Source organism: Gemmatimonadaceae bacterium (genome assembly GCA_016720905.1).
Classification (GTDB): domain Bacteria; phylum Gemmatimonadota; class Gemmatimonadetes; order Gemmatimonadales; family Gemmatimonadaceae; genus Gemmatimonas.
Map to the genome: position 1 here is coordinate 383,001 of JADKJT010000030.1, position 12,943 is coordinate 395,943.

Genomic DNA, 12,943 nt, shown 5'->3' on the forward strand with positions numbered 1-12,943 from the left:
CGGTTACGGAGCCGGTGCGTTCTTCCCCATCCCGACACTGTGCACGCCGAAGGCGCGGGCCGTCTCTGTGGCCTCGCGTTCGGACTCCTGGATAATGGGCGCCAGCGTCGCGCGCAGACCGCGTTGGACCATGGCGCTGCCCAGCACCTGCCGGAGCGCCGACATCCGGCCCAACGACGTCGGCACGAACACCTTTCGTGACCGTGCCTCGATGGCGCGAACGAATGCGGCGGCGCAATCTCCGACTGGCGTAATTGTCCCGAACGGGCCCGGTAGCCTGCTGATGGTGCGTGTAAACGCCGCGACGTCCGCCTGAATATCGCGCACCAGGTCGGTGTCCACCCACGACATGTGTGCCGACCCCACATCCACGCCATGCACCGCCAGTTCAAGCCGCAAGACGTTGGCCAACTGCTCCACGCCGGCCTTGGCCGCGCCATACGCGGAGAGGCCCGGCATGGCGCTGAACGCCGCCGCCGAGGAGACCAGCAACAGATAGCCACGTCGCTCGATCACGGAGGGCAGGGACGCCTTTACAATGCGGAATACGCCGCCAAGGTTCACGTCGATCACGCGAATCAGTGATTCGATATCGGTGGAGAGCAGGGTGCCGTTCGTGGCGATACCGGCGTTCGCCACGACCACGTCGATACCGCCCAATGCGTCGACCGTCTCGCGCACGGCGTCATCGACCGCGGCTTGATCCGTCACGTCACACGCATGCCACACATGCGCCCCACCCAGTTCGTGGGCGAGCGCCTGCAGCAACTCGGGCTCCATGCCCACGAGAGACAGCGTGGCCCCCCGTGACGCCAACTCGCGCGCGGTGGCGGCGCCGATTCCGCGCGCCGGGCCGGTAATCAAGACGACTTTGCCTCGCAACGCGTCGGTCATACGGCGCTACGTCGGAAGGGGGCGGTCGAGCGCATCGCGGACCCGCTGTGCCAAGGTGGCCATAGAATACGGCTTCGGCAGGAAGTCCACGTCGTCATCGAGTACCCCGTGATGCGCAATCACGTCCTCCGGATACCCCGATGCAAACAGGATGCGTAGCCTGGGCCGCAGTTCCCGCAGTCGATTGGCCAAGTCCCGTCCATGCATGTCCGGCATGATCACGTCGGTGAGGACTAGGTCGGGCGACACGGTCCTCTCGGCAACTGCGCGAAGAGCCAGAATGCCAGATCGAAACGCCTCGACCCGATAGCCCTGAGCCACCAGGACGCGCACGGCCAAAGCGCGAATCGAGTCTTCGTCCTCCACCACCACCACGGTCTCCGAACCCCGGGGAATCCTGGTTGTCGTCGGCGATATGTCCGGCGCCGCGCTGTCCTGGACGCGGGGGAGACAGATCCGAAAACGCGTGCCACGCCCCAGCTGGGAATCCACTTCGATATGCCCGCCATTCTGCGTGATCGCGCCGTACACCATGGCGAGTCCCAGGCCTGTGCCGCGGCCCGGTTCCTTCGTCGTGTAGAACGGCTCAAACAGATGCGACTGGACCTCCGCACTCATACCCGTGCCGGTGTCCGACACGGTCAGCATCACATACTCGCCCGGGGGGGAGTCTGGATGGATTCTGGTGGAGCGGGCATCGAGCAGGACATTCGCCGTCTCCAGACTCAGGCGACCTCCATTTGGCATCGCGTCGCGCGCGTTCACGGCCAGGTTGATCAACAACTGTTCAATCTGATTCGGATCGAATCGAACCAGTCCGAGATCGGTCGACGTCGACAGAAAGAGCTCGATATCCTCGCCGAGCAGTCGACTGAGCATCCCATGCATGCGCGTCACGGATTCGTTGAGGCTGAGCACACGCGGACTGATGACCTGCTTTCGTGAGAACGCGAGCAACTGCTGCGTCAGACTGGCCGCCGAGTCCACGGCGCGGTCAACTTCGGCGAGATCCTCGGCAAGCGCACTCGGCGTCGGCACCTCGGTTCGCGCGAGATCCAGATAGCCCTTCATCACCGTCAGCAGGTTGTTGAAGTCGTGCGCCACGCCGCCGGCCAACCGTCCCACTGACTGCATCTTCTGCGACTGATGCAACTGCGCCTGCAGCCGCTTGGACTCCGTGACGTCGGCAATGGAGCCCATGAAGTTCATGACCCGCCCGTCGGTATCGTGCACGACGCTTACCGATAGCACGATATCAAATGACGTCCCGTCTTGCCGACGCGCCACCAACTCGCCCTGCCAACTACCGGTCGCGGCCACAGATTCGAGCGCCGCCGCGCTGGCCTGGGGCTCGGCGAACTCCGTGGCGTGCAGGCCGACAATCTCCGATTCGGAGGCGTAGCCCCACATCTGCAGAAAGGCCGGATTGGCGTAGCGCACTCGGCCTTCCGCATCAGCGATGACGATCGCGTTCAGCGATGTCGCAATCGCCTTATCCTTGATGCGCAGGTCCTCCTCAGCGCGCTTTCGTTCGGAAATATCGGTGATGCTGCCGCGCACCAGGCGGTGCGATGCCGACGGCAGACGCACCAGCCGTACCTCAGTCGGGAAATCGCGACCCGCCACGGTGCGATGCGTCCACTCGAAAACCGGCGATTCGCCCGCCAGCGCCCGTCCGATCAAGGGCATGGCGAGTTCAACGGACAGGCGTCCATCTGGTTGTCGCACTGGGCTGACATCGCTGACACTCAGTTGGAGCAGCGTGGTGCGGTCGCACTCAAACAGTTTCGTCGCATTGTCGTTGGCGTCCGCGAAGCGTCCGGAATCCATATCGTAGACGACAATAGCTTCCGGCGCGGATTCGATCTGTACGCGATAGCGCTGCTCACTTTCCGCCAGCGCCGCCTGCGCATTTCGCTGTGCCGTGATGTCGGTAATGAAGCCATGCCACAGCGTGCTGCCATCCGCGAGTCTTTCAGGGCGTGCGAGACCACTGCGCCATCTCACGCCTTGCCGGGGAAGCACAACCCGGTACTCGGCGCTCCACGGTTCAAGTGTCTCCGATGATCGGGCGATGGAGGCGGATACCGCATCCAGATCATCAGGGTGCAGGCGACCGAATACCGCCGCGGCATCGTCGTGCACTTCTTGCGGCGTGACCTCGTAGATATCCCAGATGGCATCACTGGCGAACGGGAAGCACGACCGCCCGTCCGGATACAATCGAAACTGATAGATGACGCCAGGGACCTGCCTGGCGAGATTGGCCAGCAGATCCGAGCTGGCGCGCAACGCCGATTCGGTGGCACTGCGTTGGGAGATGTCGGCAACGGTGACGTAGAAGCGCTCAATGCGGCCATCCGGTGCGCGTTCGCACTTCACATCGATTGCCGCCGGAATGACCGCACCATCTTTGCGGACGAAGCGCTTTTCCAGCTTGTAGCCTTCGCTCTCACCCCGCATGACGCGGTCAAACTCCGTCAGGTCCGCCGAAAGATCGTCCGGATGCGTGAGTTCGGCCCACGTCTTTGCGATCAATTCCTCGCGCGGATAGCCGAGGATCTCGCACAACGTTTCGTTGACCTGCAGCCAGAGCTTGGAAGACGGCGACGTGACCGCCATTCCGATGAACGGCAGGTCGTAAAACTGTTCATGGTCTCCCGCCCGCGGCTGGTCGGTCATTTCAATCAGATGATACGGCGGTGCACTCCGGGCGGCTAGCGGTCCGACGAGCAAGGATTCCGCCGACCCGCCTGACAGGGCGGGGACTTCCGAAGTAGGTTGCGATTGTCCGCACGCATCTGGCCACTCGTTCGTCGCTCGGAGCGCCTGCATGAGCTCTGCCATCCCGTACACCGATTCGTTTTCAGTCGGTCATTTCATCAACGGCCAGGTTGTCGTTGAGCCGGACGCGCCGCGACTTCCCGTGTACAATCCGTCCACCGGCGTCATTTCGCGGGATGTGGCGCTCGGGACGGCGCAGACGGTGGCGGCGGCGGTCGCGGCCGCGCGTGCGGCCCTTCCGGCGTGGGCTGACTCACCGCCCCTGCGTCGGGCGCGTGTTCTGAACAACTATCTCTCGCTGCTCATTTCGCATCGCGATGCCCTGGCGGCCATGATCACCGCAGAACACGGAAAGACCTTTGCCGACGCGCAGGGCGAGGTCACGCGCGGCATCGAGATCGTCGAATTCGCGTGCGGTATTCCGCAACTGCTCAAGGGCGCCTACACCGAACAGGTATCCAGTGGCGTCGATAATTGGATCACGCGTCAACCGCTCGGGGTCGTGGCCGGCATCACGCCGTTCAATTTCCCCGTGATGGTGCCGATGTGGATGTTTCCCGTGGCGTTGGCCTGCGGAAACACCTTCGTGCTCAAGCCCAGCGAACGCGACCCATCGCCGTCGCTGTTGCTGGCCAGGCTGCTCAAGGACGCGGGCCTGCCCGATGGGGTGTTCAATGTGGTGCAGGGTGACAAGGTGGCGGTCGACGCCCTGCTTGCCCATGACGATGTGAAGGCCATCAGCTTCGTCGGTTCGACCCCCATCGCGCGATACATCTACGAGACCGGTGCGCGCAACGGAAAACGTGTGCAGGCGCTGGGCGGCGCCAAGAACCACATGGTGGTGGCGCCGGATGCCGATGTGCAGCTGGTCGTGGATGGCTTGCTGGGCGCTGCCTACGGATCGGCCGGAGAGCGTTGCATGGCCATTAGCGTGGCGGTGCTGGTTGGGGAGATTGCCGACGTCGTGGTGCCGCAGCTGATTGAGCGTGTACGTGCGCTCCGGATTGGCGACGGTATGGACGCCGGTTCCGAAATGGGTCCAATCGTTCGACGCGAAGCACTTGAGCGGATTGAGCAGTACGTCGCGCTCGGTGTGGAGGAGGGCGCCACATTGCTGGTGGACGGACGCGGCACAACCGTGTCAGGTCGGCCGGGCGGATTCTTTACCGGCGGCACCCTCTTTGACCACGTGACCGCCTCCATGCGCATCTACCGCGAGGAAATCTTCGGACCGGTGCTATGCTGCGTCCGCGTGCCTGATGTGGCCTCGGCCATCGCACTGGTGAATGCCCATGAGTATGGCAACGGCGTGTCCTGCTATACGCGCGACGGCAATGTCGCGCGTGAGTTCGCCCGCCGGATCGAAGTGGGAATGGTGGGCATCAATGTCCCCATTCCCGTGCCAATGGCGTGGCACGGCTTCGGCGGGTGGAAACGCAGTCTGTTTGGCGATATGCATGCCTATGGCGAGGAAGGCGTCCGCTTCTACACCCGACAGAAGTCCATCATGCAGCGCTGGCCGGAAAGCATCGGTGCCGGCGCCGACTTCGTCATGCCCACGGGGCGGTAACGGGCCCGTGATGCGCTAGGGCGATCCCTTGGACGTGCTGACGCGCGGCCGAAACGCAATTTCGTCCAGATAGACCTCAGTCTTTCCCTTCGACTCATCACTGTCCGATTGGATCGTGATGCCCACAACCTCCAGCGCGTCGGTGGGGACGTTGGGATAGGCTTTGCGCAAGTCGGCGGCCAGATCGCGCGTGATCTGCTGCCAGGCGTCCCCCGTTTTCTCCGCGCCGATCGCGACCAGCCAGGCTTCCGGGAGTGTCGTCACCACCAGCGAGCGGCGTGACGATACTGCTTCGAGAAACGAGCCGTCCTTGGGGCGCAGACCGTCACGGTCCGCCGCATTCCAGGTGTAACCAAAGAGCCGCGTGGCGTTCGGGACGCCAGGTCGCTTGTCCACCACCACGAACCACAGCTTGAACGCCGCGTCGCTGGCGCCACGGCGCCGCACCCCCGGATCGACGCCGCGCACGTTGACCGGGACGCGCAGGCGCATCGACAGCGACGGATACTCCACGGGCCGGAATCGCAGACTGACCGTGGTCATCTTGATTGCACTTTCCTGCGTCGCCAGATGACACGCCCTTCCTGTCGTCGCGCCTTTGTCGGCGACGATCGAAAACCCATTCAGCAGGTCGCCCTCGCGACCGCCGTTTCCGGCATCGTAGATGAACTCATACTCGCGTCGAAACTCGCCGAGATCGCGCTGGTCGCAGTGCAAAATGAGCCCATCAGGGTGCGACTGGAGCATCATGGTGCGAATGCCGCGATCCTGCTGACTGCTGGCTTCCAGAAGACGAAATGTTGCCTGTGGAGTCCAGCCCGCCGACCCTCCGGGAAGTGGAGCGCGGGCGCGAAGTGACGTGGCGAACGGCGGCGCAATGGTGGCGGCGGCGCGTTGGCGACCGGCGGAATGACGCCAGTCGCGCTGCGCCGTAGCCCATGCCGCATCGCTGGTCGAATCGAGCGCCCCCAATTCGCCCAGTGTGATGACCACCGATTCAAGAAATGCTTCCTGTGGAAATGCGGACGCGGTGATGCCCGCAATGTGATCACCGCGAACGCTCCCGAGGTCGACCGACGGCACGTCGGCGGGGAACCGCGAAGCGCTCAGTGCCACCACGCCGTCGTTGGGTTCCGTAAACTGCCCCACCTGCTTGGTCAGTTTCATCCACGGATGCGCGTCATGCACGTCACTGGTGAGCGCCAGCGAAAACAAGCGGGTGCGTTCACCCACCTGGTCGCCGAATTCACCCCAGAAAGCCCGTCGCGTGGCGGGGTAGAGTGATGGTGCAGAACCATCGGTTGCACAGGCGGTGGGAATCGTATCGCGTGACGCCCAGCGCACCAATGATGCCGGCAACTCCGCGCGCTCAGCCACCGGCGAACCAAGGTGCGGCGTGGCGATCGTCACCAGTGCGGCCACCTGCTGATGCGCAAATACCGAGTCGGCCAGCAGCGCCTCCGTGGCGTCAACTCCGCCCTTGGAGTAACCGATCAGCAAGTACCGAGGACGGGCGTACCCACGCTCAATTCGCCGGCGCGTGTCGTCACGCAGCCCGCGCAGCAGCGTGGACGCGTTGATGGTCGAACTGCAGCGTCCATCAACCCGGACGGACATGGTGCGAACGCCGAGTCGCTCACGCACGGCGTGCAATCCGCGTTGCCAGATCTCCCCGTCAAAGAGCTCGCCATAAATACCGGGCACCAGGACAACGGTGATGCCGGACAGCTCCGGATCGTACAACAACGGGATCGCCGCTGGCTCCACGCGCTGCCAGAGACTACGCTCAGCGAACACTTGGCTGAATAGGGTCGCGGCAAGGCGGGAGCGGCCCATCAGGCGTTCCGGGTCGGCACGCACCCGCGCCGCCTGCGCGCGGCGCCAGTCGCGCGCAAAGGGCCGATCACGGGAATCCAGAACACTGTCGGTTTCCGGGAAGTCGAGTGAGGCTTGCAGGAAGAACGGCAGCGTCCACGAGAGCATGGCCGCCGTGCGTATTCCGGCACCTCCACCAGCCTTGAGCGACTGCGTACCGCGCGTCCGTCGGCGATCCCAGTCGTCATACAATCCCGCCAGCGGCATCAATTCAGGAATTCCACGGACCTGATCGGCGGCCGTCCGCAGCCGATCATCGAGCTTGGCGGGATCAAGTGAATCGGCCAGGGCAAGCAATGTGTCGACGCCGCGCGCGAGTCCCTGCAGCACGTCCACCTTTGACAGACGCTTCTGCACATCCTTCCAGTCGAAGCCTGCGTTCAATGTGCCAGGCGAGTCGGCCGACGATGGCACCAACCCCTGCAAACCGCGCAGACGCGTCCAGTCGAAATAGCCAATGGACTGCACGACCGGCCGGGCGCGCCGGAGGAAGTCGGCATCCGCCGAGTGATCGGCATGCCGGGTCGCCACCTGCGGGGACGCGAGTACCTGCGCGCGCACCACGGAGTCCGGATTGAGCGGATGGAGCCAGTCCGCCTGTCGTAACAGTTGGCGTGGGGTCACCCGCATGGCATCAATCACTTCATCGGCGCGGACATCGTGCGGCAACTGCGTTGACGTACTGGCCACGATGCCGAACGTGGCACGAGCGGACATCGAGCCGTGAGTGCGGACCATACGAACCGTGCGACCAAAGTCACCGTCATGAGCAAATCCATCGGCCAGGTTCACAATCAGGTCCGGCGCATTCTCCACGCGCTTCTCGGCGGTCGCCACCAGGCGATGCAACGCATCAGGCCACGGTCCGTCAATCGACGCATGCCGGGCAACGCTGTCCGGCACCCACCGAACGGTTTCGCGCGACGTGAGCGAGTCCGGTATCGCCAGCGGGTTGCCGGTGCGCGCCCGATAGGTGTATTCCCACGAACGCCCGTCGCCAGCGACGCGCCAACGCACGGCGGCTTCACCACCATCGGCCGCACGCACCACGATTGTGCGCTCGCCATCGGCGACGTCCATCCACGTGACCAGCGTGACGCCGCGCTCGCGCAACACTTCGTCGGCAAAGCGACGCCGCTTCGAGAGATCGGGGAAGTACAGGTTGACCATCGACGCCAACGCAATGGTGACCACCGAGACGTCGTTGGAATCGAGCACGGTGCCGGTATCGCGACGCACCAGGCCGGCGCGCCGAATGGCGGGGTTCATCGAGACCGGCGTGAGATACGACTCGGCCTCGCCCTCGGCGAACGCGCCGACATTGCCGTGGTCGGACACCATCCACACGTCAACCGAGTCGCCGCGGGCGTCGAGCGTGGTAACCACACGCTCGATCATCGCGTCCAGCTGCCCAAGGAAGGCGTGCAGGTCGTCCTTGTGCGTGTGTGCCATCGCATCGGTGCCACTGATGTACGCGTTGAAGCGCTCACCGGTGAACCCATCGAGTATCGCGCGCTCGGTCTCCTCCAACTCGCGGTCGAACAGCCGACGACCGGGGAAATACATCAGCGGTTCGATGAGCGGATCGAAAAAGGTGTCGAACGCGCGCATGTAGTTGTACGGGCTTGCCTGGCGGGCGATCACCTGACGCGGATCGTCGAACACTCGCATGGCATCAAGGTCGAACCAGCGGGCCTCCACAGTGGGCAGACGCCCGCGCTCGCCGAAGGCGCGCTGCGTGCCGATGATCTCCGTCCACGACGGGTGGCTCATCGTGGGATACGGCGCAATCATGCGGCTGGCGTGACGAAAACGCTTGAACAGCCCATTCGCTTTTTCGCGCGAGAACGCCTCCCATCCCACCCCGTCGACCGCGAGAAAAAGTTGCCGACGCCCCGTCGCTACGTGGCGTGTGCTGGGCTGGCGCGCCGTCAGGGCACTACCCAGGAGCAGGGCGATGCCAAGGATCGACACCAGCCACGACCAAAGGGGGATCCGTGATCGTGTGTCGCGCGCGGTCAGTTCGGCCATCGGGGAATAATGCACTGATCGCCCCGCTGACGGCATCGGTCACAGGTGTGACCGATGCGTCTGGTCACGCCGCCGCGTCGTGCGGCACACCAATGGGGACGGGCGTCACCATTCAGGCATCGGCAAACACGTGCGTTTCCGCATGCCCTCCGGGATGGACCACGGCGCCGTAGCGCGCCGAACCCACGGTCTGCGCATAGCGCCAAATCGCGCCCGACTGGAAGTCGTGCTGTCGCGGTGTCCACTGTGCGCGTCGTGCGGCCAGTTCATCGTCCGTCAGCCGCACCGACAGGGTGGCGGAATCGGCGTCAATGTCGATGAGATCACCGTCGCGCAGCAACGCGATTGGTCCACCCACCGACGCTTCGGGAGACAAATGCCCGATGCACAGGCCGCGCGTGGCGCCGGAGAACCGACCATCGGTAATGAGTGCCACCTGCTCGCCCATTCCCTGGCCGTAAATGGCGGATGTCGTGGACAGCATCTCCCGCATGCCCGGCCCGCCAGCCGGACCTTCATAGCGAATCACCAGCACATCGCCAGCCGAGTACGCCCGCTGCATGACAGCGGTGAATGCCGCTTCCTCCGACTCGAACACGCGCGCCGGTCCGCTGAACGTTCGATGCGCCAGGCCCGCGACCTTCACCACCGCGCCATCAGGCGCAAGGTTGCCACGCAATCCCACCAATCCACCGGTCGACGAAATCGCATTGGAAACCGCGCGCACCACCTCCTGGCCGCTCGGCATCACCACGTCGGCCAGGTCTTCGGCGATGGTCTTGCCCGTCACGGTGAGGCAATCACCATGCAGAAATCCGCCGTCCAGCAGCGCCTTGAGAATGATGGACACGCCACCGATGTCATGCACGTCCTTGGCGAGATAGCGGCCGCCGGGCTTGAGATCCGCAATGAGTGGCGTACGCGCAAAGACCTCGGCGACATCAAACAAATCGAACGCAATTCCGATTTCGTTGGCAAGCGCCGGAAGATGCAATGCGGCGTTGGTGGAACCGCCGGTGGCCGCCACCACGGCGGCCGCATTCTCCAACGCCTGACGCGTCACGATTTGTCGTGGACGCGGCCCATCGCGCAGCAAACGCATCACGGCGCGGCCAGCCGCTTCGGCATAGGCGTCGCGATCCTCGTACGGGGCGGGCGGACTGGCCGAACCCGGTAACGCGAGACCGATGGCTTCCGACACATACGCCATACTGTTGGCGGTATACTGGCCACCACACGAACCGGCACTCGGACACGCCACGCGCTCCAGCGCGGTGAGGTCCTCAAGCGTGGTCTTGCCCGCCGCGTACGACCCCACGGCTTCAAACACATCCAGCACCGTCACATCACGACCATGAAATCGACCTGGCAAAATGCTGCCACCGTACAGAAACACCGACGGCACATCGAGGCGCAGCATGGCCATCATCATACCGGGGAGCGACTTGTCGCAACCAGCGAGACCGACCAGGCCGTCGTAGCAATGCCCGCGCACCGTCAGCTCGATGGAGTCGGCGATGATCTCGCGACTGACCAGCGACGATTTCATGCCCGCATGGCCCATGGCGATGCCATCGGTCACGGTGATGGTGGTGAACTCGCGCGGAGTGCCACCCGCCGCAATCACGCCGCGCTTGGCCACCTCGGCTTGCCGGCGCAGCGAGATGTTGCAGGGCGCCGCTTCGTTCCAACTGGACACCACGCCAATCAACGGCTGTTGGATCTCGGCTTCAGTGAGACCCATCGCATAGTAGAACGAGCGGTGTGGTGCGCGTTCGGGACCGACGGTGGTGTGGCGACTGGGCAGCGACGACTTATCCATGTGGATCGAGATGGCGGATAGGAACGAGGGGGCGGATTCGCGATGAACCCGACCCCCACGACGTTACCGCATCACGCTGCCGATCGCGAGGTGGGTGGCTACCGCTTCGCCTTCATGATCACCTTGATAACCCCGTTCTTCGCCCGCGGATCGCCATAGGCCAGTCTCGCTGGTTCACCCTTCACCACTTCGATGGATTCGATCTGCTCGGGCACAAGTCGCTCAAGCTCGGAGGACTCGACAACCTTCCCGTCGATCAGCAGCAGTCCGTCGAATTTCCGCTTGGGCGACTGAGTGCCGAGTGCACCGACATTCAAATCCGTCTTGGGCTGGGCGATTCTGACTTCAGAAATCGTGACCGACTGCGATTCCTCCAGCGCGCCGGCGACCTTCATCAAGGCCGGAGCGTCCTTGGTGAGAATGCGAATCTCACTGATCGAATCCCGCTGCTTCGACACCGCGATGGAGGTGATCTTTTCGGCGCTGATCGCTTTCGCCACCGACTCCTCCACGGGAGTCCCGTCCACCACATAGTGCACCGCGCCGCTGCCGGCCATGGCCCGTTGGGCGGTGGTCGCATCCATGCGTTCCACATCCGCCGAGGTGGGCAACTTCGATTCGCAGGCAGTCATGAGCGCGACCGCCGCCAGTAATCCACTGCCAAACCGACGAGCGTGCACAAATCGCGACGGGCGTGACGTCATGGCAACCAATCTCCGTTCGAGGTACGAACCGTTGCGGGAAAATGCCGGCATAGCCGACGGGAGGGCGGGACGAAATGCGGACAGCTCGATCAGCAGCGAACCGTAGGCGGCCGCCGGCACACCTCGGCGCAGTACACGTCGATCACAATCCAGTTCAATGGCGAGTCGCAACCGACCCAGGGCAAACCACAGCGCAGGGTGCCACGGCATACAGGCCACGATCCCGCAGGCCATCACCAGCAACCACGGATCACCGGCGCGCACATGCTCGGATTCGTGGGCGACAACCAGCCGTTGTTCCTCGGGCGGGCAACGCAGCAACCATGCCGGAAGGATGATCTCGGACGGGGCCAGACCCACGACCGCCGGACCAGCCGTCGGCGCGATGCGCGCATTGACGTTGTCAATGCGTTGCACCGGCCAACGGCGCATGACACGCCGGATTCGGAGGTAGCTGACCACGAAGACGCTCAGCGTTGCGACACTGGCCAGCAGCCAGATCCCGGCCAAACCGCGTTGCAGCGGGGCAGGGACACGAGCCAACGTCGCCTCCACAACCTGCAGCGCGGCTTCGATCGGAACGATGATGACGTCGCGCGAACGCGCCCACAGCGCCCGAACGCCGTGCGGCGCATCAACGCGCACCATCGATGCGTCTACGGAAGTCGAGGTGTCCGGCATCGTCACCCGCATGGAGGAGGACTCTCTCCGGAAGGGAGCCGCGATACTCAACGCGACCATGGCGCCCATGGCACCAAACCAGATCCAGCGGACCGCGCGCTGGGCGGCATGCTGGGCATCGTGTGCAGCGATCGCCGCCAGCGCCACCAGGCCGCCGATGAGTAGAGAAAACAGCATCCAGCTGCTCATGAGCGCTCCTCCGCGTCGGCGGCCAGTAGCCGAGCAGCCAGCAGCGTGCGCATGCGTTCCAGCTCTTCCCGCCCCAGGCCTTCGTCATTTACCAACTGGGCGAACAAGCGCTCCGACGAGCCCTGAAGATCGCGTCGCGGATGCGCGCAATAGCGCTTCCGCCGGCGTGCTCGGCTTCTACCGCCGCGAAGTAGCGATAGGCGCGCCCTTCAGCCTCGTGGCGGACGTATCCCTTCTCTTCGAGGGTCTGGAGCGCCGAGAGAACCGTGGTGTAGGCCACGGGCTCATCAAGCTCGTCCTTGACCTGGGTGACGGTGGCCGAGCCGAGCTTCCAGAGGACGCTCATCACGGCGAGTTCGCGGGGGGGGAAGTGGATTGGGTCGGCCATGGCGG

Annotated in this window: 7 protein-coding genes; 1 reads left to right on the forward strand and 6 read right to left on the reverse strand. The window is 64.2% G+C overall.

Annotation, left to right across the window (positions count from 1 at the left end; translation table 11 throughout):
- Window positions 1–3: 3 nt before the first annotated feature.
- On the reverse strand, window positions 4–894 hold the full coding sequence (locus IPP90_20580) for an SDR family oxidoreductase (protein ID MBL0173042.1): 891 nt from the start codon (window positions 892–894) through the stop codon (window positions 4–6).
- 6 nt (window positions 895–900) lie between these two features.
- Window positions 901–3,576: a PAS domain S-box protein gene (locus IPP90_20585; protein MBL0173043.1), complete on the reverse strand. Its 2,676-nt coding sequence runs from the start codon at window positions 3,574–3,576 to the stop codon at window positions 901–903.
- A gap of 151 nt (window positions 3,577–3,727) precedes the next feature.
- On the opposite strand from IPP90_20585, the gene IPP90_20590 reads away from it, so the two are divergent.
- Window positions 3,728–5,248: a CoA-acylating methylmalonate-semialdehyde dehydrogenase gene (locus IPP90_20590; GenBank protein MBL0173044.1), complete on the forward strand. Its 1,521-nt coding sequence runs from the start codon at window positions 3,728–3,730 to the stop codon at window positions 5,246–5,248.
- A gap of 15 nt (window positions 5,249–5,263) precedes the next feature.
- Here IPP90_20590 and IPP90_20595 read toward each other — a convergent pair whose 3' ends face one another.
- The 4 genes from IPP90_20595 to IPP90_20610 form a co-directional block, all read right to left on the reverse strand.
- Window positions 5,264–9,154, reverse strand: a complete 3,891-nt coding sequence (locus IPP90_20595; protein ID MBL0173045.1) for a DUF3047 domain-containing protein — start codon at window positions 9,152–9,154, stop codon at window positions 5,264–5,266.
- 112 nt (window positions 9,155–9,266) lie between these two features.
- Window positions 9,267–10,976: a dihydroxy-acid dehydratase gene (gene ilvD / locus IPP90_20600; GenBank protein MBL0173046.1), complete on the reverse strand. Its 1,710-nt coding sequence runs from the start codon at window positions 10,974–10,976 to the stop codon at window positions 9,267–9,269.
- Between the two features lie 98 nt (window positions 10,977–11,074).
- Window positions 11,075–12,550, reverse strand: coding sequence for a hypothetical protein (locus tag IPP90_20605; protein ID MBL0173047.1), 1,476 nt, complete (start codon window positions 12,548–12,550; stop codon window positions 11,075–11,077).
- Window positions 12,551–12,638: 88 nt separating this feature from the next.
- Window positions 12,639–12,938, reverse strand: a complete 300-nt coding sequence (locus IPP90_20610) for a BlaI/MecI/CopY family transcriptional regulator (protein MBL0173048.1) — start codon at window positions 12,936–12,938, stop codon at window positions 12,639–12,641.
- Window positions 12,939–12,943 lie beyond the last annotated feature (5 nt).

Excerpts from the sequence above, each read along its gene's own strand:
- IPP90_20580 (MBL0173042.1), bottom strand. The coding sequence starts at position 894 with ATGACCGACGCGTTGCGAGGCAAAGTCGTCTTGATTACCGGCCCGGCG.
- IPP90_20585 (MBL0173043.1), bottom strand. The coding sequence starts at position 3,576 with ATGACCGACCAGCCGCGGGCGGGAGACCATGAACAGTTTTACGACCTG.
- IPP90_20590 (MBL0173044.1), top strand. The coding sequence starts at position 3,728 with ATGAGCTCTGCCATCCCGTACACCGATTCGTTTTCAGTCGGTCATTTC.
- IPP90_20595 (MBL0173045.1), bottom strand. The coding sequence starts at position 9,154 with ATGGCCGAACTGACCGCGCGCGACACACGATCACGGATCCCCCTTTGG.
- ilvD (MBL0173046.1), bottom strand. The coding sequence starts at position 10,976 with ATGGATAAGTCGTCGCTGCCCAGTCGCCACACCACCGTCGGTCCCGAA.
- IPP90_20605 (MBL0173047.1), bottom strand. The coding sequence starts at position 12,550 with ATGAGCAGCTGGATGCTGTTTTCTCTACTCATCGGCGGCCTGGTGGCG.
- IPP90_20610 (MBL0173048.1), bottom strand. The coding sequence starts at position 12,938 with ATGGCCGACCCAATCCACTTCCCCCCCCGCGAACTCGCCGTGATGAGC.